Raw genomic sequence first — 20,323 nt, 5'->3', positions numbered from 1 at the left:
GCGTGTGATGTAAACGTCCGTTGACCTGACTTCGGGTGGACCCTAACTTGGGTAAGTCAGCGAATGTTTACTTCTTTCTCCGGGGATCTGATGACGCAAACCATCGCCGAGCCGGTCAAGTCCGGCGCCGCTCCGGGAAGGCACGCGAACACCACGCTCGTGGTGCTCTTCCTGTCGCTGGGCGGGCTCGCCTTCGCCGTGCTCCAGTCGCTGGTCGCGCCGGCGCTGCCGGTGATCGCCCGGGAGTTCCAGGTGGACACCGGGGAGATCAGCTGGATCCTGACGGCGTACCTGCTCTCCGCCTCGGTCCTGACCCCGATCCTGGGCCGGCTGGGTGACATGGTCGGCAAGCGTAAGGTCCTGCTCGCGGTCCTGGTGCTGCTCGCCGCCGGCACCCTGCTCGCCGCGCTCGCGCCCAGCCTCACCGTGCTCATCGTGGCCCGGACCCTGCAGGGCGCGGCCGGCGCGATCATGCCGCTCTCCATCGGCATCGTCCGGGACGTGCTGCCTCCGGAGAAGGTCAGCGTGACCGTCGGCGGCCTCTCCGCGATCTTCGGCATCGGCGCGGGCGTCGGCATCGTCGCGGCCGGCCCGATCGTCGACCACCTGTCCTGGCACTGGCTGTTCTGGTTCCCCCTGGTCATCGTCATGATCGCGCTGGTCGGCGCGATCTTCGGCGTGCCCGAATCGACCAGCCGCACCCCGGGCCGGCTCGACCTGGTCGGCGCGGGCATCCTGTCCGTCTCGCTGGTCTCGATCCTGCTGGCCATCAGCGACGGCGACGACTGGGGCTGGACCTCCGCCAAGACGCTCGGTCTGCTCGGCTTCGGCCTGGTCGCGCTCGTGGTGTTCGTCCTGGTCGAGCTGCGCATGGCGGAGCCGCTGATCAACATGCGGCTGCTCACCAAGCGGGGTGTGTGGACCGCCGACCTGGTGGCGCTGATCCTGGGCTTCGCGATGTTCGGCAGCTTCCTGCTGATCCCGATCCTGCTCCAGCTGCCCACCGCCCTCGGCTACGGCTTCGGCAAGACGGTCTCCGAGGCGGGCTTCTACCTGCTGCCGACCACCCTCATGATGCTGGTCTTCGGCCCGCTCGCCGGCTTCCTGGACCGGAAGTACGGCCCGAAGATCCCGCTGGTGGTCGGCGCCGTCGCGGTGGTCGCCGCCTTCGCGCTGCCTGCTGTCGGGCACGGCGGGATCTGGCAGATCCTGGCGTCCGGCTGCCTCACCGGCATGGGCATCGGGCTGTCCTTCGCGTCGATGTCGAACGCCATCATCGCGGCCGTCCCGGCGGCCAACACCGGCGAGGCGACAAGCGTCAACGCGATCGCCCGGTCGGTCGGCAGCAGCATCGGCACGGCCGTGATCGCCGCGGTGATCGCCTCCGAGACCGGGCCACGGGGCATCCCGTCGGACGCCGCCTTCACCAAGGGCTTCTGGATCTGCGCGGCGGTCGCGGCGCTGGCCGTGCTGGCGTCCCTGCTCGTGCCGTCGTCCCGGCGCCGCGCCTGACGGATCTTCACGGCTGGCCCAAAGTGCTGTCTCACGGCGCTCGAGACAGCACTGAGAGCCGGCCGGTCGCTTCTTCGTCAGTCGTTCTTCAGGAGGGCCTCGACCAGGTCGCGCAGCGGCGGGACGAGGTCCTCCTCGGTGGCCTGGGCCAACGGCCCCAGGCCGGTCTTGGTACGCAGGAGCGCGATCCCGGCCGCGGCGGCCAGCACCACCTGGGCGCGCAACAGCAGGTCGTCGCCTTCGGGGGAGCCGGGTGACCAGCCGGCCACCGCGGCCAGCCGCTCGCTGTAGGACTGGAGCAGCCCGAGCCGGATCCGGTCGGCTCCCTCGTCGCCGGACGAACGCAGCAGCAGCGCGAGGTGGTAGGGCAGACCGTCCGCGCACGGGCCGGCGATCTGCCGGGCGATCGCCTCCGGCGTACGGCTGAGGGGGGTCTCCCCGGTGTTGCGCCGCAGCTCGTCGACGCTACTGGTGAGGCAGGCCTCGAAAAGGCCCTCCTTGGACCGGAAGTAGCGGCTGATCAGCGCCACGTTGACACCCGCGTCGTCGGCGATGTCGCGGACGGTGGTGGCCGCATACCCGTCCCGGGTGAACCGCTGGATCGCCGCGTCGAGTAGCAGCCGCCGGGTCTTCGCGGCGTCCCGGCGCCGTGGCGGCGTCGCGGTCTCCCCTGTGGTCACAGCGGTCCTTCCGGTCAGTTACGCCAGCTTAGCCACCCTGCTCCTGTGACGAAAACGGCTGTTGACCCCTATGCCGTACGCCGGTACGGTTTTTAAGTCAACAGATGTTTACTAGAGGCCGGATGCAGGAATGACCACCCTCGTCGAGGAGCCGACCAAACGGCGCGGCGCCGGCTGGACAGTCGTCGCCGTGGTCGTCGCGATCCTCGGCACCGAACTGGTCCTCGGCTGGCAATCGCTGCTCGGCGCGCTCGCCCACCTGCGCGCCCCGCACCTCGGCTGGCTGGCCGCCGCGCTGCTCGCCGAGACCGCCGCCATGCAGGCCTACGCCCGGATGCAGCGCCGCCTGCTGCGCTCCGCCGGCGTCCGGGTGCCGTTGCGGCGGCACGTCGCGCTCGCCTACGCCGCCCACTCGCTCAGCGTGAGCCTGCCCGGCGGCCCGGCCTTCTCCACGGCCCTCAACTACCGGCAGATGCGCCGTTTCGGGGCCTCACCGGCGATCGCCTCCTGGTGCATCGCCCTCTCCGGCATCCTCTCCGCGGCCGCCCTCGCCGCGATCACCCTGTTCAGCACGGCCACCGCCGGCGACACCGCCGACTGGCACACGCTGGCCGCCCTGGCCGTTGCCGTCGTCCTGGCCACCCTCGGGGTGCGCCGGCTGGCCCGGCACCCGGGTCGCCTGGCCGCGCTGCTCACCGTGGTGAACCGGCTGCGCCAGCGGCCCGCCGACCACGGCCGGGACCGCGTCCAGGACTTCCTCGAACAGCTGCGGGTCGCCAGGCTCACCCCCGGCCATGGCGCCGCGGCGATCATCTTCGCCCTGCTCAACTGGCTGCTCGACGCGCTCTGCCTGTGGCTGTGCTGCGTCGCGGTCGGTGGCGGCACGATCAGCACCGGACAGCTGCTGCTGGCGTTCTGCGCCGGGATGGCCGCCGGCAGCCTGCCGATCGTTCCCGGCGGGCTCGGCATCATCGACGGCGCTCTCATCCTCGGCCTGATCGCCGGCGGCATGACCACCGGGATCGCCATCGCCGCGGTGGTCCTCTACCGGCTCATCACGCTGGGCTTCATCATCGGCCTGGGCTGGCTCTCGTACCTGGCGATCCGCCGGATAGCGTGAGCGTATGTCTTCGATGGACGACGTGATCGGCAGGCCGCTGCGCGAGCAGTGGGAGTTCTTCCTCGACGAACACCGGGCGGCGCTGCACGACTGCCTCGACGGTCTCACCGAGGAGCAGGCCCGGCGCAGCCTGGTGCCGTCCCGGACCACGCTGCTCGGGCTGGTCAAGCACGCCACGTTCGTCGAGAAGGTGTGGTTCGACGAGGCGATCACCGGACGGTCCCGGGACGAGATCGGGATCCCGGCGACACCGGACGAGTCGTTCATCCTGACCGAGGAGGACACCGTCGACAGTGTGCGGGCGGCCTACCGGGAGACCTGCGAGGCCTCCCGGAAGGCGACCGCGGCGCATCTGCTGGACGACGTGGTGACCGGCAACCGGCGCGGGCCGCTGCCGCTGCGCTGGATCTACCTGCACGTGCTGCGGGAGCTCGCGCAGCACTGCGGGCACGCCGACATCCTGCGCGAACAGATCCTCGCCTGATCTTTCGGGCCTATGCGAAATCGCGGTACTTGATCTTGGCTCGGCGGCCGTCCGGGTGATGCCAGACGATGCCCTCGAACTTCGGGTGCGCCAGCAGCCAGGTGCGCAGCCCGTCCAGGTCGCGGGGCACGTCCAGCCGGTCGGCCTTCGCGTGCGCCACGAGCGCGTGTCCGCGTACCCCCTCGGGGTTGCCGTTGATCTTCTCGCCGATCAGCTCGTAGGTGCCCGGATCGCCGGTGAACGACGCGGCGGCCTCGGCGTGATATCTCGCGTAGGCCGACTGGGCGATCGGCTCCCAGCCCACCGTCCTGCCGGTGACCTCGTCGGTCATCACCGGCCGGTAACCCGGCGGGCGGGTCCGGCTCGGGCGGACCTCGCGGCGCGCCCACCACGTGCCGTCGGCGTCGAGCAGCACACAGGTGCCGTCGTACTTCCGGGTGGCGATCCCCTCGCCGTCGAGAACCCACTGGCAGACGGGGTTGGCCTCGGGCAGCACGCGCTTACGGTCCTGCGGGTCACGCTGGAACAGCGTGGGGATCTTCTGCATGGCGCCATCGTCGCATCGGGCTCAACCGGTTATCGGCGCCCTCCGGCACGACGCTGCCGTCACCCGCTCGATGTGAGCGGGTGGCGGCTTGTGGCGCGTGGGGGTGGGTCAGACGATCAGGTCGAAGACGCCCCAGCCGGCCCAGATCTCCTTCTGCTCGCCGAATTCGAAGCTGCCGTTGCCGTCGCCCTTGTAGAGCCAGATGGCCTTGGTGCGGGTAACTGGGTTTGTCCACCTGGGACGAGACGGTGTATCGAGCGATGCTTCAGAGTGCCGGGCAGATGTGGCGCAGTTGGCCGCGCAGCTGCCGATGCGTCTGGTCATCGTCGACCAGCGGACCGCCCTCGTGCCGATCGACCCCGCCGGCCCGCGAGCCGGGGCGCTGGAGATCAGCACACCGGGCGTCGTGGCCGGGCTGATCGCCCTCTTCGAACAGATCTGGGCGTCGGGCCGGCCGTTCGGCGAGGTGGCCGCCCGGGACCAGGACGGCCTCACCACCCAGGAACGCGGCCTGATCGAGCTGCTCGCCGAGGGCCACACCGACGAGTCGGCCGGCCGCAAGCTGGCGATATCCACCCGCAGCGTGCAGCGGACCATGATGGTGCTGACCCGGCGGCTCGGTGTGAGCAGCCGGTTCCAGGCCGGGGTGGAGGCGACCCGGCAGGGCTGGGTGCGCGGATAGGACGCCCTTTATGGAGCGTTTTCGCTTGTTGTCGCGGCCCTGAGCCCTTTGTCGCGGCCCTGAGCCCTTTGATGCGACCCTGAGTCCTTTGCTGCGGCCCTGAGTCCTTTGCTGCGGCCCTGAGCCTTTGGTCGCGGCCCTCAGTTCTTGGTCGCGGCCCTCAGTTCTTGGTTGCGGTCCTCAGTTCTTGGTCGCGGCCAGGTGGACCAGGACGCTGTCCGGGTCGTCGAGGCCGAACAGGACGCTGCGGTAGGTGCCCTCGGGTCCGGGCGCCTCGGACTCGTCGATGCCGGCGACCTTGATCGACTCCTCCGGTTTCCACAGGTTGCCACCGCCGAGGTTGTCCTTGCCGGTCACCGGTCGCAGGCCGTCGACCGGCTGGGTGGTGAACTTCCCGGACGCCACGAACCCGTCGAGCGCGGCGCGCGGCATCCGGAACTTCGCGACCAGGCGCGTCTTTAGCCCGTTGCTGTAGACGGCGGACAGCAGGACCGTCCCCGGCGGCAGCGTGACGTGGGCGACGGCCTCCACCTGGGAGGCGGTGGCGAGTTCCGGTTCGGACTGGAGACCGGTGTTGAAGTCCGAGGCGAAGTCCGAGGCGCACTGACCGAGAACGATCAGCAGACTGAGGGCCGACAGCGCGAGGGCGAGATTGCTTCGCCAGTGCTTCATGGTTGTAAATGTTAGGAAGTGTCGCGCATGGCGGTGTCCGGGGGCGGGCTACCGTTCCCGGGTGACCGAGACCGCCGCCGCCCAGGGCCAGACGCTGCGCCAGCTCGGACCGACCGTCTACCTGCCGTCGGCGGTCTACTCCACCGGCATCGGGGCGGTCGCGCCGGTGATCGTGCTGACCGCCACCGGCCTCGGCGCGTCCCCCGCGGTCGCCGCGATCGTCGCCGGACTGCTCGGCCTGGGCCAGATCAGCGGTTCCCTGCCGGCCGGCGTGCTGATCTCCCGGGTGGGGGAGCGGCGCACCATGCTCACCGCCGCCGGGTTCGCCATCCCCGCCCTGATCTGCTGCATGCTCGCCCCGAACGTGCTGCTCCTAGGAGCAGCGGTCGCCCTCCTGGGAGTGTGCGGTTCGGCGTGGGCGCTGTCCCGCCACGCCTACCTCACCGAGGCGGTCCGCCCCGAACTGCGCGCCCGCGCCATGTCCACCCTCGGCGGCGTCGGCCGGATCGGCACGTTCACCGGCCCGTTCCTCGGTGCCGCCGCCATGCACCTGGCCGGGCTCGACGGGGCGTACCTGGTCGCCATCACCGGAGTCGCCCTGGCCAACGTCGTACTCATCGTGTCGCCACCGGTCCCGCACGACCGCGCCGTACCGGCCGGGACCGAACGCCCCGGACTGTGGGCGGTCATCCGCGCCAACCAGCACACCCTGCGCACCCTCGGCGTCGGCGTGCTGCTGGTCGGCGCGCTGCGGGCCTCCCGCCAGACCATCGTCCCGCTGTGGGGCGTGTCGCTCGGCCTCGACCCGGCCACCATCGGCCTGATCTACGGCGTCTCCGGCGGCATCGACATGCTGCTGTTCTATCCGGCCGGCAAACTCATGGACCGCTTCGGCCGGCGGTGGGCCGCGGTCCCCGCGATGGCCCTGCTCGGTGCGGCACACGCCCTGCTGCCGCTGGCCACGGGCGCATTCGGCCTCACCGCGGCGGCGCTGCTCATGGGCCTCGGCAACGGTCTCAGCGCGGGCCTGGTCATGACGCTCGGCGCGGACGCGTCCCCCGCGGCCGGGCGCGCCGAGTTCCTCGGCGCTTGGCGTCTCTGCTCCGACATCGGCCAGGGCGGCGGCCCCCTCCTGATAGGTGCGGTCACCGCGGTCGCCTCCCTGACGGCCGCCGCGATCACGGTGGGCGGCGCGGGCCTGCTCGCCGCGGTCCTGCTCCACCGATGGATAAAACCCCATCCCCGGTACGAGTAACGCGCACCGCCATCCCTTCCTCCATCCCACCCGCCGCGCAACCCCACTCGACTCGCGATGTCTCCCGCTTCGCCGCGCCCATCGCACTCAACCCGTCACCCGCCGCCGCGTCTCGTCCTTGCGTCTCGCCCTTGCGCCCGTACTGGCCCTCGCGCCTGTTTCCATGCCTCGTCCAGATCTTGGGCGTCCGCCTACCGTTATCGGTGGGCGAGCGTCCAAGGTCGCCGTAGTTGGTGAAGTATGAGCCGTTGCGGGGGTGTACCCCACCACTCGTCCGGATCTTGGGCGTCCGCCTACCGTTATCGGTGGGCGAGCGTCCAAGGTCGCCGTAGTTGGTGAAGTATGAGCCGTTGCGGGGGTGTACCCCACCACTCGTCCGGATCTTGGGCGTCCGCCTACCGTTATCGGTGGGCGAGCGTCCAAGGTCGCCGTAGTTGGTGAAGCATGAGCCGTAGCGGGGGTGCACCCCACCACTCGTCCCAACCTTGGGCTTTCGTTCACCGCTTTCGGTGGGTGGGCGTCCAAGGTTGCCGTGGTTGGGAAGTGGGAGCTGTCGCAGGGCGGACCGCACACCTTGTCTCGATCTTGGCGCTGTGCACCGTCTGATCTTGGACGTTTGTCCACCGCTTTCGGTGGGTGAGCGTTCAAGGTCGTCGTGGTTGGGGCAGCGTGAGCTGTGCCAGTGCGGATCGCGCCTCTCGTAGCAATCTTGGACGTTCCCCCACCGATAGCAGCGGACAAACGTCCAAGATCGCCGCGAAACGCGGGGCGCGAGGCGCGGGACGCGGGACGCGAGGTGCGGGACGCGGGACGCGAGGTGCGGGGCGCGGGGCGCGGGGCGCGAAACGCGGGGCGCGAGGTGCGGGGTGCGGGGTGCGAAACGCGGGGTGCGGGGCGCGGTGCGAAACGCGGGGCGCGGGGTGCGAAACGCGGGGTGCGGGGCGCGGTGCGAAACGCGGGGCGCGGGGTGCGGGGTGCGGGGCGCGGGGTGCAAGGCGCGGGGGGAGTGGGAGTGGGGGTGGTTGGGATGTGGATGTCGTTAGATGTCGATCAGTAGTAGGCCGTCGCCGATCAGGCCTACGTCGGGGTCGCCCTCGTAAGGGGTTACCTGCAAGGTTCGCTCGCCGTCGACTCGGAAGAGCTGGCCGATCTCGAAAGCGTGGCCCTCGGCCAGCATCCGGGCCAGGTGGTTGAGGATCATGGCGGTCTGCTCGATCCGCTCTGACGGGACTCCGGCGATCAGATCCGGGCGACCGAATTTGATCATGCCTCGGGTGTGCACCGGATGCCCGAATCCGGGACGGCTGTCGGTCTCCGCGACCAGCCCGACATCCCGCTGGACGACGAACGGCCGGTGCGCGTCCAGACCGGCGACCTCGTCACCCGGGTGCCAGGTGTGCGTGTACACGTCCAGCACCGCGAACGCCCCCGCCTCGGCCAGCAGCCCGGCCACCGCCCAGCCGAGCTGTAGATGGGTCAGGTCGGACGGGTCGTCCACGATCAGCCGGATCGAGTAGCACCACGTCGCGGCGTCCAGACGCTCCGGGTCGGGCAGTTCCCGGGTGGCCACCTGCCGCAGCGGCCCCGAACGCCAGCCGTCGAACCACTCCGGGTCGTCGGAATACCGGTGCTGACGCAGGTCCAGCGCGGCCAGCGGCGCCGACGGCGGGGCACCGACCTTGAGGTCGAGGCCGCTCAGCACGTCCCGTTCGGCGAAGGCGACGAACATGGTCGACGCCGGACGGCCGGTGGGGCGGAACGCCGGGCGCGGCCACGGTTCGATCAGAGTGCTCACCTGATCATCCTGCCAGCGTCAGCCCCGGTAGGTGATCCCCGCGGCAAACCTCAGGATGCGCTCCCGGCCCAACGGAATCGTCTGCTGGTCCCACTCGATCCGCAGGGTGCGAGCGCCACCCAGGTCGATGTCGAAGATCCCGCCGTCGAGATACAGGTACGCCGGCCTACCCCCGATGAGCAGCCGCTCCCCGTGCGGCCCGGGCGCGAACTCCTCCTCTAGGACGTAGACGCACAACCCCTCGGGCTGCCGCTGCTTGCCGGACATCTCCTGCGGAACCTGGCAGACCATGGTCGGGTCCACGTACTGCGGGGCCATGCCGGCCATCTGCTCGGCGAACCTGAACGTGGACGGCACCGGCGGAACCACGCCCGGCTCGCTGCCCAGTTCCCGGGCGAACCGGAGGACCTCCTCCTCGCTGTACGGCCCGACGCTCGTCACCTGAACCCACTTGTCCTCGGCGGTTCTCCAGCGAACGGCCACATACCGGTGACCGGGAGCCGCGCTGTCGTAGTCGTCGGCGGTGTGCACGATCGCGGGACGGTCGCCGATCGTCGTGGAGCTCTCGGCAGTCGCCTCCACCTCCCACTCCGGTTCGAGTGGACCGAACTCGGCGGCCAGCATCTGAGTGTCCTTCTCGTACCGGAGGACCTGGTTGGGGCCCATCAACTCCAGCGTGGCCGGGCCCACCCCCTCCGGAACCCAGCCTGGTCGCAGATCGAAGGTGACCATCGGCTCCCAGGGCCCGAGACCCGCCACGTCGGGCAGCGAGGGGCCCGGCGCCACCGGAAGACGCGGCGACAAACCACCGTCGCCCCGGATCACCAGCGGTACGGCGAGGATTGCCCCGGCCGCCACCACGGCAACCCCGGTCGCCAGCCACCGACGGCGGCGCTGATCACGTCGTACCCCTTGATTGGTCTCGGTCAGCAGATCGGCCGGCGGCATCGTCTCCGAGGCCCGGTCCCGCAGGGTGATCCGAAGGTCGTCCTCGAAGCTCATGCCGGCACCTCCGTGCTGTTCTCACTCATGGGTTCGAATCCTCTTTAGTGGCCTGCGCCAGGCCGGCCCGCAACCGGGCCAGAGCGCGAGCGGCATGGACCCGCACCGTGCTGGGCGAACAGCGCAGCACGTCAGCGATGTGCCGGTCGTCGAGATCCTCGTAGTACCGCAGCACCATGACCGCCCGCTGAGCCCGGGTGAGAGTGCCGAGCCGGGACCAGATCTCGTCGCGCAGCGCCTGCCCCTCGGCGAAGTCACCGTCGACGGGCGCATCCGGCACGACACCCGGCCGCTCCCCGCTGGACCGGCGGCGCAGCCACGAGACGTGCGATCGAACGATGGCGGTCCGCACGTACCGATCGGGTTGGTCTGTTTCGATCTTTGGCCATCGTCGATATGCCTTGACCAGCACCTCTTGCACCAGATCCTCGCCGAGGTGCCGATCGCCGCAGATCAGATAGGCGAACCGTCTCAGCGAGTCACCCCGATCCCGCACGAACTCCTCGAACCCGCTCCGCACTGGCACTCCCCGCCGTCGCTCGCTCCGTCAATCTTCAGGACGCGCCGGCGAGCCGGATCCGCTTACCTCAGCCGACACGGCCACGGGCTGATCGGGACCCGGCCGGTGTTCGGGAGCCGCAGCGGACGCGGGGATGGGCCGTCATGCCAGCCGAGAGTGGCCACCGCTCCCTACAGTGACAAGGATGCGGATGAGCTTCGATGTGGGTGCCGACGAGCGCCACACCGTGGTGTTCTCGTTCAACAAGTTCTGGGGCGGCCTGTCCATCACTGTGGACGGTCACGAGGTCGTCAACACCGTCCGGATCGCCTCGGTGAAGCTGGTCAAACGGTACAACCTCGTGATCGGGGCACGGGAACAGCACTACGTGACGATCGAGCACCGTCGGAAGCTGCTCTTCGGCGGTCTGCGGGATCAGCCGGTCCACGCCTACGTCGACGGGGTGCTCGTCGCGGAGGGCATCGCCTGATCCCGCGTCCTTGGTGCGCCTCTTGGACCGGCTCGGCCGGCTGCCCCTGGTCATCGTCGCGGGATGGATCGTCGCGCCGGTGCTCGCCGTACTGGTCGGGGTGGTCGGGATCGGCCTGGTCGGGTCCGGGCTGGTGTCCCGGCAGGGCGCCCCGATCAGCGAGGACGAGGTGGAGCGGGCGCTGGACGGGCTGGGCGACGCGTCTCCGTCGATGCCGGCCGAGCCGTTGAGGAACGAGACGGCGAAGACCGAGCCGGCCGCCCGGGGCCGGTCGTTCCGACCCGGGGCGGCACGGTGGTGGCGGACTGCGAGCGGATCGTCTCGATGTCGCCGGCGCAGGGTTTCGCGGTGCACGACCAGGACGACGACGGCGAGTTCCGCCAGGTTCGTGGTGAGGTGACGGTGGAGGTCGAGCTGACCGGATGCGATCAGGGGACGCCCCGGCTGGCGGTCAGCGAGGAAGCCAGCTGACGTCCGGTTCCGGGCCGACCACCAGCTCGTTCATGATCCGGATCAGCTCGTCGCGGGTCACCTCGGCCCATGTCGTCACCCGCAGGATCCGGCTGCCGCCCAGCTCGATCCGGGCGCTGGAGGCCACCCGGCCGCGGCAGGTCGCCGGCGGCCCGTCCGTCGGCGGGACGACGGCGTCCCCGCAGTCCTTGATCTCGCCACCCATGAAGACCGTCCCCGGTACGCCGCGCAGGGTGGCCGGTTCGCCCTTGGGGGTGGAGACCTCCCGAGCCAGGGACACGTCGAGCCGGCCCTGTCCGGATTCCAGGATCAGCGACTCGGACCAGTCGGTCCGGGTGCCGTTCAGGGAGGCGGTGACCGTGCCGGTGAGCCGGTCGGGAAGCCAGCCGAGTGCCAGCGATACCGCGCATTCCGAGACACCGTCCGGCTCGATCGACGCGGCGATCCGCTGTGCGGTCCGGGCCCGGTCGCCGGCCTTGTCGATGGCGATGCCGAGCAGCATCCCCTCAGCCGCGTCGAGGTGGACCTGGAGTGGCTGGCCGGGATTGTCGGTCAGCCAGGCGCGGCGGCCACCGATCGTGCTCGTGGTGCGCCCGGCCAGCTCCTCCTCCGTACGCGGGTGAAGGAAGAGGTGGATCACGTCGTCGCCGCGTTGCCAGGAGCGGGCCTGCCGGACCGGCGCGCCGGGGAGCGTGGCGTCGCGGGCGGTCTCGGCGTATCCGGTGGGCATCCAGGCCGCCCGGAAGAGCAGCGGCACCCGGGTCCCGGTCGGCGCGGGCAAAGGCGAGATGGAAGGTGAGACCGGAGGCGAGACCGAAGGCGGATCAGAGACCACCCGGGGCGTACGCCCGAGCAGCACGGCCGTGCCCGCGGTCGTCCCGGCCACCGCGGCGGCGGCCACCAACAGCCCTCGCCGCTGCCGGTGGACCCGGGTCCGGGCGGTGATGCGGGCGGCCACCGGGCCCGGGTCGTGCGCCCGGTCGGCGATGGTCGTCAGCGCGTCACGCAGCATGTTGTCGTTCATCGGATCTCTCCCACGGTGGTCGCTTCCACTCGGAGCCGGGCGAGGGCGGTCGACGCGTGCGCCCGGACCGTGGATGCCCGGCATCCCAGCAGGTCGGCGATCTCGTCGTGGGTGTGGCCCTCGAAGTAGCGCAGCACGATGACGGCCCGCTGCCGGGGTGGCAGCGTGGCCACCCGGCGGATCAGGTCGTCGCGGTCGTGGTGTTCGGGGTATGGGTCGACGCCGCCGGCCCGGTCGTCGAGCTGCTCGTGGCTCATCGGGACGACCCGGGCCCAGCGCCGCCGCACGGACAGGAACTCGTTGAGGACCATGCGTTTCACGTACGCCTCGGGTTGTTCCATCGCCGCGATGCGCCGCCACCGCCCGTTGGCCCGGACCATCACCTCGCCGACGATGTCGTCGGCCTGGTGCGGATCGCAGGTGAGCGCGGTCGCATAGCGCAGCAGGGCACCCAGCCGCGCCACCACGAACTCCTCGAAAGTCATGCTCCTGTAACGCTCCCGGTCCGGCGAGTGCTTAGCGACGCCCGGGAATTTCACGGACAATCCGAGGATGCTGCGAGTGGATCACGGTGTCGTCACGGGCACCTTCAGCCTGGACGGCCAGACCTTCGACGTCGACAACAACATCTGGGTGGTCGGCGACGACGACGAGTGCGTGGTGATCGACGCGCCGCACGACGTGGAGGCGATCCTCGCGGTGGTGGGGGACCGGCAGGTGCGGGCGATCATCTGTACGCACGCCCACGACGACCACGTCCGCGTCGCCCCGGGGCTGCGCGACCGCACCGGCGCCCCGATCCTGCTGCATCCCGCCGAGTGGCCGCTGTGGGAGCTGACCCACGGCGACGGGGTGTGGTGGAACATCGACCTGGCCGACGGCGCCCGGATCGAGGTGGGCGGGTCGGTGCTGGAGGTGCTGCACACGCCCGGTCACGCGCCCGGCGCCGTCTGCCTCCACGCCCCCGACCTGAACCGCGTCTTCACCGGCGACACCCTGTTCAACGGCGGGCCCGGCGCCACCGGCCGGTCCTACTCCGACGCCGGGCTGATCGTCGAGTCGATCCGGGAGAAGCTGTTCGCCCTGCCGGACGGGACCGTGGTGCACACCGGGCACGGCGAGGACACCACGATCGGGGCCGAGCGGTCCCGGATGGGTTGAGCCCGCCCGTACCGGAAGAATGGCCTCTGGGTTAGGGTGGCCTAACCTCATAAGGGGCGGGTGGAGATGGCGCAGCCGGAATCGCTGGCGGAGTTGCTCAACGGGCGGCGGGCCGCGGTCGACGCGTCGCTGCCCGCGGTCGGGTTCGTGGCCGGGTGGCTGGCCTTCGGGGAGTCGATCTGGGCCGGGGCGATCGCGGCCGTCCTGTCGGCGATCGGCCTCTCCTGGTGGCGGCTGCGCAAGGGTGACAAGCCGCGGGCCGTGCTGATCGGGCTGTTCCTGGTGTGTGTGGCCGCCCTGATCGCGCTCTACACCGGCAAGGCCGAGGACTTCTTCCTGCTCCAGTTGTTCAGCAACGCGGCCAGCGCGCTCGCATGGATCATCAGCATCGTGATCCGGTGGCCGCTGCTCGGGCTGGTGGTCGGCACCGTGCTGGGGCAGCGGACGCGCTGGCGGCGGGATCCGGCGCTGCTGCGGGCCTATTCGCGGGGCAGCTGGGTGTGGGTGATGCAGTACGTCATCCGGGTCGCCGTGTTCCTGCCGCTCCACCAGGCGGGCTGGACCGAGGCGCTGGCCGCGGCCCGGCTCGGGCTGTCCGGGCCGCTGATCGCCGGGTGTCTGGCGGTGAGCTGGTGGGTGATCCGCCGCAGCCTGCCGGCGGACCACCCGGGTCTGCGTCACCCGGTCGTGGACGACCCGGCTCAGAAGGCGGCTTCGTAGAGCTCGCGCAGGCCGGGCGTGCCGGCCTCGCCGCTGTAGCCGCAGATCAGCATGTCTCCGTTGCCGGTGGCCGCCACCAGGTACTCCTTGCCGAGCTCGAACCGCCCGCTGCCGGGCATCGTCTCGGAGCTGCCCTCAGGCTGCGGGATCGTGACGCCCGGGCCCTCCAGATTCCGGTAGTTGTGGGTGACCTTCATGGTGACGTCGCCGTCGTTGATCTTTGTCACCTTGCCGGCGAAGGCGAAGAAGGCCCGCTCGAGGCGCCGCCAGCAGATCAGCAGCGTCTCGGAGAGCACGTCGTCGGCGGTCGCCGGATCGGTGCGCCGGGCCAGGTAGCGGCGCACGGCATCGATCACCGTGGGGGCCAGCCGCTCGAACCGGGCCCGGCGTGGGTCGGAGTTCACGAGGTCCACCTCCGCACATGTCCGGCAGCCCGGTCAGTCTTTCAACCTGTCCGATCCGGGGTCGGGCGTGGCAGGATACCGACCAGTAACCCAGCGTTGGGAGACGGCCATGCGGACCGCGTACCGGACCTGCCCGCTCTGTGAGGCCGCCTGCGGCCTGGAGCTCACCATCGACGCCGACCGGGTCGTCGCGGCCCGCGGCGATCGTGAGCACGTGTTCAGCCACGGCTTCGTCTGCCCGAAGGGCGCCACGTTCGGGCAGCTCACCGACGATCCCGACCGGCTTCGCCGGCCCCTGGTCAAGGGCGTCGAGGTGAGCTGGGCGGAGGCGTTCGCCGCGGTTCGTGCCGGGTTGCGGCCGATCATCGAGCGGTACGGCGCACAGGCCGTCGCCCTCTATCTGGGCAACCCGAACGCCCACACCATGTCCGGCGGCCTCTACGTGACACCGCTGATCCGGTCGCTGGGCAGCCGCAACGTCTACTCGGCGAGCACCGTCGACCAGATGCCCAAGCACGTGTCCTGCGGCTACCTGTTCGGCAATCCGCTGACCATCCCGGTGCCCGACCTGGACCGGACCGACTTCCTGCTGATGCTCGGCGCCAACCCGTGGGAGTCCAACGGCAGCCTCGCCACCGCCGCCGACTTCCCGGGACGGCTCAAGGCGATCCAGGCGCGCGGCGGGCGGTTCGTGGTGGTGGATCCACGGCGGACACGGACCGCCGAACACGCCGACGAGCACCTCTGGATCCGGCCGGGCACCGACGCGTACCTGCTGTTCGGCATCGTGCACACGCTCTTCGCCGAGGACCTGGCCACGATCCCGGAGTACGTGAGCCGCGTCGAGCCGGTCCGCGAACTGGCCGCGGGTTTCCCGCCCGAGCGGGTCGCCGACGTCTGCGGGATCCCGGCCGAACGGATCCGCGGCCTGGCCCGGGAGCTGGCCGCCGCCCCGACCGCCGCGGTGTACGGGCGGATCGGCACCTGCACCGTCGAGTTCGGCACGGTCACCAGCTGGCTGATCGACGTGGTCAACATCCTCACCGGGAACCTGGACCGGCCGGGCGGCGTGATGTTCCCGCTCGCCCCGCACCTGTCCGGCGCCGCCAAGCCCGGAAAGGGGTTCCGGACCGGGCGCTGGCACAGCCGGGTCCGCGGGCTGCCCGAGGTGAAGGGCGAGCTGCCGGTCGCCACCCTGGCCGACGAGATCGAGACACCCGGCGACGAGCAGGTCCGGGCACTGATCACGATCGCCGGGAACCCGGTGCTGTCCACACCGAACAGCGGGCGCCTGGACCGGGCGCTGTCCGGGCTCGACTTCATGGTGAGCGTGGACCCGTACCTGAACGAGACGACCCGGCACGCCGACGTGGTGCTGCCGCCGACCGACTCGGTGCGCAAGGGCCACTACGACTTCAGCTTCCTGGCGCTGTCGGTGCGCAACTTCGCGGCCTACTCGCCGCCGGTGCTGCCACCCGACCCGGCCGTCCCGGACGAGTGCGACATCCTGGCCCGGCTCATGCTGATCGTCCTCGGCCAGGACGACAGTGACCCCGCCGTCGTGCACGACGAGCTGATGCGGCAGGCGCTGCGCCGGGTTCCGGAGGACCGGCACGGCCTGGTCACCGGCGACCATCCGGCCGAGCGGCTGCTCGACGTGGCGCTGCGCGCCGGGGCGTACGGGGACGGCTTCGGCGAGAACCCGGACGGGCTGACCCTCGACCGGCTGAAGGCCGCACCGCACGGCATCGACCTCGGGCCGCTGCGGCCCCGGATCCCGGCCGCGCTGCGGACCGCCTCCGGCACGGTCGAGCTGTGCGTGCCCGAGCTGGCCGCCGAGGCGGAACGGCTGCGGGACGCCCTCGACCGGGAGCGCGGCGGGATGGTCCTGGTCGGACGGCGGCATCTGCGGTCGAACAACAGCTGGATGCACAACGTCCCGGCGCTGGTGAAGGGGCGCGACCGGTGCACGCTCCAGATCCATCCGGCCGACGCCGAGCGACTCGCGGTCGCCGACGGGGACGCCGTACAGGTCACCTCACGGGCCGGCGGTCTGGTGGCCCGCGCCGAGGTCACCGACCGGGTGATGCCCGGTGTGGTGAGCCTGCCGCACGGCTGGGGGCACGACCTGCCGGGCACCCGCATGGCGGTCGCGGCCGAGCGTCCCGGCGTCAACTCCAACCTTCTCACCGACGAGCTGGTGATCGACCCGCTGTCCGGGAACAGCGTCCTCAACGGGATCCCGGTCGAGTTGAAGCCCGCCTAGATCCACCCCATCCGCTGAGCGTGACGGATCGCGGTGATCCGGTTGGCGGCGCCCAGCTTGGTGATCGCGTTGGACAGGTAGTTACGCACCGTGCCCTCGCTCAGATGCAGCCGCCCGGCGATCTCGGCGACCGAGGCGCCCGCCGCGGCCAGGGCGAGGGCGTCGCGTTCCCGGTCGGTGAGCGGGTTCTCGCCGGCCATCATGGCCGAGGCGGCCAGCTCCGGATCGAGGTAGCGGCCACCGGCGTGGATGCGGCGGATGGCGTCCGCCAGCTCGGCGCTGGAGGAGTCCTTCGGGATGAAGCCGCGCACCCCGGCCGCGATGGCCCGGCGCAGGTGGCCGGGGCGGGCGAAGGTGCTGAGGATGAGCATGGCCCGGCCGGGCAGCCGCTCGGCGACGCTGAGCCCGTCGAGGCCGGGCATCTCGATGTCCAGGACGATCACGTCCGGATCGTGGGCGTCGACCGCGGTGAGCACCTCGTCGCCGCGGCCGCACTGGGCGACCACGGTCAGGTCCTCCTCGAACTCCAGCATCATCGCGAGGGCCTCGCGGATCAGGTGCTGATCATCGGCCAGCAGGACACGGATCACGCGGCGACTCCGGTCGGGGCGGTGGCGCGGACCAGGAAACGGCCGTCGCCGGTGGGCTGTGCGGTGAGCGAGCCGCCGATCGCGGCCAGGCGCTCGCCCAGCCCGGCCAGCCCGGTGCCGGCCGGATCGGAACCGGTTGTCGCACCGTCGTTGACCACCTCGAGGACCGCCGATCCGTCGGCCGCCCGCAACGACACCCGGCACCAGGTGGCCGAGCTGTGCCGCAGGATGTTGGTGGCGCTCTCGCGCACCACCCAGGCGAACGGGGCGGCCGTCTCCGGGTCGACGGCTCCCGGCGGCAGGTCGATCTCGCAGCGCACCCCGTCGGCCTCCAGGATCGCGCGGATACTGTCCAGTTCGGAGGCCAGGTCCAGGACCCGGTAACCACGGACCGCCTCCCGGATCTGGCGCAGGCTGTCCTGCGCCAGACCGCGGACCACCGCCATCTCCTCCGCGGCGCGGGCCGCGTCGATGGCAGTGAGCTTGCCGGCCAGCTCACTCTTCACGGCGATCACCGACAGGCTGTGGCCGACCAGATCGTGCAGGTCACGGGCGAACCGCAACCGCTCCTCGGTGACCGCGAGCCGGGCCTCGGCGTCCTTGCTGGCGTGCGCCTGTTCACCCAGGTCCAGGATCCAGATCCAGAGCTTGTTCGCGTACGGCATGGTCAGGCAAATGATCCCGTAGACGACCGCCGCCGCCGCGATCGGGATCTCCTGGATGCCCGGGTTCAGCGACAGCAGGAGCACGCAGAACACGGCGGTGCCGGCTGCCAGCAGGATGCTCGCCAACCGCCCGGCCCGGACCGTCACCACGCTCACCCAGGAGATCGCGATCAGGCCGAAGCCGGACGGGTCGGCGTCCAGCAGCAGCAGGATCACCAGGACCGCGATGCCGGAGTACAGCGCGTAGCGGTGGCTCTCCCGGGCCTCCTCCGGCCAGCGCACCGACACCGCCCGGATGAAACGCCAGATGTACGAGCTGAAGACGGCCAGCGCGACACCGGCGACGGCGAACCGCACCGGGTCGGCCCGGCCCTCGGAGATGTGCAGGACGACCCCGGCGAGAGCGCCGAACCAGGCCAGAACCAGGGTGAACGCCAGACTCCACATGGTCAGCCGGCGGGCGCGGTGTACTGCGGCGGTCATGGCGGACACCCTAGCTTTCAGCCACGTCGTGGATCCCAGCGGAACCAGCGCCGGGCCACCACCGCGGCGACCGCCACCCACACCGCCAGCAGGCCCAGGTTCGGCAGCACGCCGTCGCCCTCTCCCAGGAAACCGGTGCGGATCAGCTCGGTGACCGGGGTCATCGGCAGGTACTCGGCGATCCGGCCGAGCTGCTCCGGCAGCGCGTCCAACGGCACGATCGCCGGCGACAGGAACAGGCAGAGGAACATGAACGGCACGGTCGCGATCTGCGCCAGCTCCCCGGTCGAGCTGAACCCGGAGATCACCATGGAGACCAGGCTGAACAGGGCCGCCGCGCCGAGCACCCCGGCCAGGAGCAACAGCGGGTTCTCCGGCAGGCCGACGCCGAGCGGCACCGCGGCCACGCACAGCGCGACCACCTGGAGCAGGTAGACGGCGGTCGCGCCGGCCGCGCTGCCACCCAGGATCGCGGTCGCCGAGGCGGGGCCGCCGAGCAGCCGCTTCAGGATCAGCTCCTCCCGGCGGGTGGTGTAGAAGCCGGCCAGGTTGACCAGCGGGGCGAACAGCGCCAGCGTGGCCACCTGCCCGGTCAGCATGAACGGGACCTGGTCGGCGGCCTGCGCCCGGGCCGTGAAGATCAGGAAACCGGCGACCAGCAGCGGCATCAGGACGGCGTTGGTGAGCGCCGACCGGTTGCGCATGATCAGCAGGATGTCGACCCGGGCCAGCCGGACGGTGTGCTTGAGATCGGTGGTCATCGGTTCTCCTCCACGATGGTCAGGAAGACGTCCTCCAGCGAGGCCGGGCGGACCGACAGCCGGTTCAGGGTGACGTTGCGGGAGGTGGCCCAGGCCAGCAGCGTGGCCACAGTCCGGTGGGCGCGGCCGTCCGGTTCGCCGCCGGTCACCGTGTACCGGGCGGTCGGCCGTCCGTCGTCCACCACGATCTCCGGGGCGGACCCGTCGATCCGGGGCAGCGAGTCGATCGGCACCTCCGCCGGCACCAGGAACGCGATCCGGTCACCGTGACCCGCCACCACCTCGGGCACCGTCCCGGCGATCCGGATCTCACCCCGGTGCATGATTGCCACCCGGTCGGCGAGCCGCTCCGCCTCCTCCAGGTAGTGGGTGGTCAGCAGCACCGTGGTGCCGGCCGCGACCAGATCCTGGATCAGCCGCCAGGTGGCGATCCGGGCCTCCGGGTCCATGCCGGTGGTCGGCTCGTCGAGGAACAGCACCTCGGGGCGGCCGACCACGGCCAGAGCCAGGTCCAGGCGGCGCTTCTGGCCACCGGAGAGCTGCCTCACGCGTACGCCCGACTTGTCGGTCAGCCCGACCAGCGCCAGGGCCGCCGCCCGCTCCATCGGCCTGACATGCAGGTCGCGCCACAGGTCCACGGTCTCGGCCACGGTCAGATCGCCGATCAGGCCACTCTCCTGGAGCATGATCCCGACCCGGGGGCGCAGTGCCTTCCGCGACCGGTACGGGTCCAGCCCGAGCAACCGCACCGTGCCCCCACCGGCCGGCCGGAACCCCTCCAGCACCTCGATGGTGGTCGTCTTGCCGGCCCCGTTCGTGCCGAGCAGCGCGAACAGGCCCCCGGACGGGACAGTGAAATCGATGCCCTTGACCGCCTCGAACTCGCCGTAGCTCTGGCGCAGTCCGGCCACCTCGACGGCGGTATCGGTGTGGGTCAGTGTCTGCGTGCTCATGTCCACCATGGTTCGCGAGCACGCGGATCGACGGCAGTCGCCGCCGTCAGCGGTCCGCCATGACAGATGTCATCTCTCGGTAGGGTT

General features: G+C 70.9%; 24 protein-coding genes. 10 read left to right on the top strand and 14 right to left on the bottom strand.

What is annotated here, in order from left to right:
• Positions 1–90 precede the first annotated feature (90 nt).
• The gene (locus KZ829_RS33685; protein WP_220147879.1) at positions 91–1,512 is read left to right on the top strand and encodes an MFS transporter; all 1,422 of its coding nucleotides are present in this window, start codon (positions 91–93) and stop codon (positions 1,510–1,512) included.
• Between the two features lie 77 nt (positions 1,513–1,589).
• Here KZ829_RS33685 and KZ829_RS33680 read toward each other — a convergent pair whose 3' ends face one another.
• On the bottom strand, positions 1,590–2,192 hold the full coding sequence (locus KZ829_RS33680; RefSeq protein ID WP_220147878.1) for a TetR/AcrR family transcriptional regulator: 603 nt from the start codon (positions 2,190–2,192) through the stop codon (positions 1,590–1,592).
• Between the two features lie 130 nt (positions 2,193–2,322).
• Here KZ829_RS33680 and KZ829_RS33675 point away from each other — a divergent pair, with 130 nt between their 5' ends.
• Together KZ829_RS33675 and KZ829_RS33670 are read left to right on the top strand one after the other, a co-directional pair.
• Positions 2,323–3,312, top strand: coding sequence for a lysylphosphatidylglycerol synthase transmembrane domain-containing protein (locus KZ829_RS33675; RefSeq protein WP_220147877.1), 990 nt, complete (start codon positions 2,323–2,325; stop codon positions 3,310–3,312).
• A 4-nt stretch (positions 3,313–3,316) separates the two neighbouring features.
• Positions 3,317–3,796, top strand: a complete 480-nt coding sequence (locus KZ829_RS33670) for a DinB family protein (RefSeq protein ID WP_372453945.1) — start codon at positions 3,317–3,319, stop codon at positions 3,794–3,796.
• A gap of 10 nt (positions 3,797–3,806) precedes the next feature.
• Here the strand turns inward: KZ829_RS33670 and KZ829_RS33665 are convergent, their stop codons facing one another.
• Both KZ829_RS33665 and KZ829_RS43510 read right to left on the bottom strand, forming a co-directional pair.
• A complete protein-coding gene (locus tag KZ829_RS33665) occupies positions 3,807–4,343 on the bottom strand; it encodes a DUF5565 family protein (protein WP_220147876.1) in 537 nt (178 codons plus the stop codon).
• Between the two features lie 108 nt (positions 4,344–4,451).
• On the bottom strand, positions 4,452–4,667 hold the full coding sequence (locus KZ829_RS43510) for a hypothetical protein (protein WP_246636708.1): 216 nt from the start codon (positions 4,665–4,667) through the stop codon (positions 4,452–4,454).
• Here KZ829_RS43510 and KZ829_RS33660 point away from each other — a divergent pair.
• Entirely contained in the window at positions 4,654–5,025 is a 372-nt protein-coding gene (locus KZ829_RS33660) for a helix-turn-helix transcriptional regulator (protein ID WP_246636707.1), read from the top strand. The genes KZ829_RS43510 and KZ829_RS33660 overlap by 14 nt on opposite strands.
• 180 nt (positions 5,026–5,205) lie before the next feature.
• Here KZ829_RS33660 and KZ829_RS33655 read toward each other — a convergent pair whose 3' ends face one another.
• Complete coding sequence (locus KZ829_RS33655) at positions 5,206–5,697, bottom strand: hypothetical protein (RefSeq protein ID WP_220147874.1); 492 nt, start codon at positions 5,695–5,697, stop codon at positions 5,206–5,208.
• Positions 5,698–5,758: 61 nt separating this feature from the next.
• On the opposite strand from KZ829_RS33655, the gene KZ829_RS33650 reads away from it, so the two are divergent.
• Positions 5,759–6,952: an MFS transporter gene (locus tag KZ829_RS33650; protein ID WP_220147873.1), complete on the top strand. Its 1,194-nt coding sequence runs from the start codon at positions 5,759–5,761 to the stop codon at positions 6,950–6,952.
• Between the two features lie 1,039 nt (positions 6,953–7,991).
• Here KZ829_RS33650 and KZ829_RS33645 read toward each other — a convergent pair.
• The 3 genes from KZ829_RS33645 to KZ829_RS33635 are packed head-to-tail and all read right to left on the bottom strand — an operon-like array spanning position 7,992 to position 10,269.
• The gene (locus KZ829_RS33645; protein ID WP_220147872.1) at positions 7,992–8,747 is read right to left on the bottom strand and encodes a hypothetical protein; all 756 of its coding nucleotides are present in this window, start codon (positions 8,745–8,747) and stop codon (positions 7,992–7,994) included.
• A gap of 18 nt (positions 8,748–8,765) precedes the next feature.
• Positions 8,766–9,749: a hypothetical protein gene (locus KZ829_RS33640; protein WP_220147871.1), complete on the bottom strand. Its 984-nt coding sequence runs from the start codon at positions 9,747–9,749 to the stop codon at positions 8,766–8,768.
• Between the two features lie 25 nt (positions 9,750–9,774).
• Positions 9,775–10,269, bottom strand: a complete 495-nt coding sequence (locus KZ829_RS33635; protein ID WP_220147870.1) for a SigE family RNA polymerase sigma factor — start codon at positions 10,267–10,269, stop codon at positions 9,775–9,777.
• A gap of 190 nt (positions 10,270–10,459) precedes the next feature.
• Here KZ829_RS33635 and KZ829_RS33630 point away from each other — a divergent pair, with 190 nt between their 5' ends.
• Together KZ829_RS33630 and KZ829_RS33625 are read left to right on the top strand one after the other, a co-directional pair.
• Entirely contained in the window at positions 10,460–10,738 is a 279-nt protein-coding gene (locus tag KZ829_RS33630; protein ID WP_246636705.1) for a hypothetical protein, read from the top strand.
• 10 nt (positions 10,739–10,748) lie between these two features.
• The gene (locus KZ829_RS33625; RefSeq protein WP_220147868.1) at positions 10,749–11,138 is read left to right on the top strand and encodes a hypothetical protein; all 390 of its coding nucleotides are present in this window, start codon (positions 10,749–10,751) and stop codon (positions 11,136–11,138) included.
• A gap of 51 nt (positions 11,139–11,189) precedes the next feature.
• Here KZ829_RS33625 and KZ829_RS33620 read toward each other — a convergent pair whose 3' ends face one another.
• On the bottom strand, positions 11,190–12,233 hold the full coding sequence (locus tag KZ829_RS33620; protein ID WP_220147867.1) for a hypothetical protein: 1,044 nt from the start codon (positions 12,231–12,233) through the stop codon (positions 11,190–11,192).
• A complete protein-coding gene (locus KZ829_RS33615; protein ID WP_220147866.1) occupies positions 12,230–12,718 on the bottom strand; it encodes a SigE family RNA polymerase sigma factor in 489 nt (162 codons plus the stop codon). Before KZ829_RS33615 ends, KZ829_RS33620 begins: the two co-directional genes overlap by 4 nt.
• A 67-nt stretch (positions 12,719–12,785) precedes the next feature.
• Here KZ829_RS33615 and KZ829_RS33610 point away from each other — a divergent pair, with 67 nt between their 5' ends.
• Both KZ829_RS33610 and KZ829_RS33605 read left to right on the top strand, forming a co-directional pair.
• Entirely contained in the window at positions 12,786–13,394 is a 609-nt protein-coding gene (locus KZ829_RS33610) for an MBL fold metallo-hydrolase (protein ID WP_220147865.1), read from the top strand.
• Between the two features lie 66 nt (positions 13,395–13,460).
• Complete coding sequence (locus tag KZ829_RS33605; protein WP_220147864.1) at positions 13,461–14,114, top strand: DUF3159 domain-containing protein; 654 nt, start codon at positions 13,461–13,463, stop codon at positions 14,112–14,114.
• Here the strand turns inward: KZ829_RS33605 and KZ829_RS33600 are convergent.
• Complete coding sequence (locus KZ829_RS33600; RefSeq protein WP_220147863.1) at positions 14,096–14,518, bottom strand: RNA polymerase sigma factor; 423 nt, start codon at positions 14,516–14,518, stop codon at positions 14,096–14,098. The two genes, KZ829_RS33605 and KZ829_RS33600, sit on opposite strands and share 19 nt — an antisense overlap.
• 109 nt (positions 14,519–14,627) lie before the next feature.
• Between KZ829_RS33600 and KZ829_RS33595 the strand changes: the two genes are divergently transcribed.
• Positions 14,628–16,784, top strand: a complete 2,157-nt coding sequence (locus KZ829_RS33595) for a molybdopterin oxidoreductase family protein (protein ID WP_220147862.1) — start codon at positions 14,628–14,630, stop codon at positions 16,782–16,784.
• On the opposite strand, the gene KZ829_RS33590 is transcribed toward KZ829_RS33595, so the two are convergent.
• From KZ829_RS33590 to KZ829_RS33575, 4 genes are read right to left on the bottom strand one after another with little or no spacing between them, the layout of a single operon-like run.
• Positions 16,781–17,374: a response regulator transcription factor gene (locus KZ829_RS33590; RefSeq protein WP_220147861.1), complete on the bottom strand. Its 594-nt coding sequence runs from the start codon at positions 17,372–17,374 to the stop codon at positions 16,781–16,783. The genes KZ829_RS33595 and KZ829_RS33590 overlap by 4 nt on opposite strands.
• Positions 17,371–18,522 carry a sensor histidine kinase gene (locus tag KZ829_RS33585; protein ID WP_220147860.1) on the bottom strand — a complete coding sequence of 384 codons (1,152 nt, stop codon included), beginning with the start codon at positions 18,520–18,522 and terminating at the stop codon, positions 17,371–17,373. Before KZ829_RS33585 ends, KZ829_RS33590 begins: the two co-directional genes overlap by 4 nt.
• Before the next feature lie 17 nt (positions 18,523–18,539).
• A complete protein-coding gene (locus KZ829_RS33580) occupies positions 18,540–19,283 on the bottom strand; it encodes an ABC transporter permease (protein WP_220147859.1) in 744 nt (247 codons plus the stop codon).
• Positions 19,280–20,236: an ABC transporter ATP-binding protein gene (locus tag KZ829_RS33575; RefSeq protein ID WP_220147858.1), complete on the bottom strand. Its 957-nt coding sequence runs from the start codon at positions 20,234–20,236 to the stop codon at positions 19,280–19,282. The genes KZ829_RS33580 and KZ829_RS33575 overlap by 4 nt, the downstream gene beginning before the upstream one ends.
• Positions 20,237–20,323: the final 87 nt, after the last annotated feature.

Source organism: Actinoplanes hulinensis, from assembly GCF_019429605.1.
In the GTDB taxonomy this organism is placed as follows: Bacteria; Actinomycetota; Actinomycetes; order Mycobacteriales; family Micromonosporaceae; genus Actinoplanes; species Actinoplanes campanulatus.
This window is presented reverse-complemented; position numbering and strand designations above follow the sequence as displayed.

Excerpts from the sequence above, each read along its gene's own strand:
- KZ829_RS33655 (WP_220147874.1), bottom strand. The coding sequence starts at position 5,697 with ATGAAGCACTGGCGAAGCAATCTCGCCCTCGCGCTGTCGGCCCTCAGT.
- KZ829_RS33640 (WP_220147871.1), bottom strand. The coding sequence starts at position 9,749 with ATGAGCTTCGAGGACGACCTTCGGATCACCCTGCGGGACCGGGCCTCG.
- KZ829_RS33675 (WP_220147877.1), top strand. The coding sequence starts at position 2,323 with ATGACCACCCTCGTCGAGGAGCCGACCAAACGGCGCGGCGCCGGCTGG.
- KZ829_RS33610 (WP_220147865.1), top strand. The coding sequence starts at position 12,786 with ATGCTGCGAGTGGATCACGGTGTCGTCACGGGCACCTTCAGCCTGGAC.
- KZ829_RS33580 (WP_220147859.1), bottom strand. The coding sequence starts at position 19,283 with ATGACCACCGATCTCAAGCACACCGTCCGGCTGGCCCGGGTCGACATC.
- KZ829_RS33660 (WP_246636707.1), top strand. The coding sequence starts at position 4,654 with ATGCGTCTGGTCATCGTCGACCAGCGGACCGCCCTCGTGCCGATCGAC.
- KZ829_RS33685 (WP_220147879.1), top strand. The coding sequence starts at position 91 with ATGACGCAAACCATCGCCGAGCCGGTCAAGTCCGGCGCCGCTCCGGGA.
- KZ829_RS33595 (WP_220147862.1), top strand. The coding sequence starts at position 14,628 with ATGCGGACCGCGTACCGGACCTGCCCGCTCTGTGAGGCCGCCTGCGGC.
- KZ829_RS33630 (WP_246636705.1), top strand. The coding sequence starts at position 10,460 with ATGAGCTTCGATGTGGGTGCCGACGAGCGCCACACCGTGGTGTTCTCG.
- KZ829_RS33605 (WP_220147864.1), top strand. The coding sequence starts at position 13,461 with ATGGCGCAGCCGGAATCGCTGGCGGAGTTGCTCAACGGGCGGCGGGCC.
- KZ829_RS33575 (WP_220147858.1), bottom strand. The coding sequence starts at position 20,236 with ATGAGCACGCAGACACTGACCCACACCGATACCGCCGTCGAGGTGGCC.
- KZ829_RS33665 (WP_220147876.1), bottom strand. The coding sequence starts at position 4,343 with ATGCAGAAGATCCCCACGCTGTTCCAGCGTGACCCGCAGGACCGTAAG.
- KZ829_RS43510 (WP_246636708.1), bottom strand. The coding sequence starts at position 4,667 with ATGACCAGACGCATCGGCAGCTGCGCGGCCAACTGCGCCACATCTGCC.
- KZ829_RS33670 (WP_372453945.1), top strand. The coding sequence starts at position 3,317 with ATGTCTTCGATGGACGACGTGATCGGCAGGCCGCTGCGCGAGCAGTGG.
- KZ829_RS33585 (WP_220147860.1), bottom strand. The coding sequence starts at position 18,522 with ATGACCGCCGCAGTACACCGCGCCCGCCGGCTGACCATGTGGAGTCTG.
- KZ829_RS33620 (WP_220147867.1), bottom strand. The coding sequence starts at position 12,233 with ATGAACGACAACATGCTGCGTGACGCGCTGACGACCATCGCCGACCGG.
- KZ829_RS33615 (WP_220147866.1), bottom strand. The coding sequence starts at position 12,718 with ATGACTTTCGAGGAGTTCGTGGTGGCGCGGCTGGGTGCCCTGCTGCGC.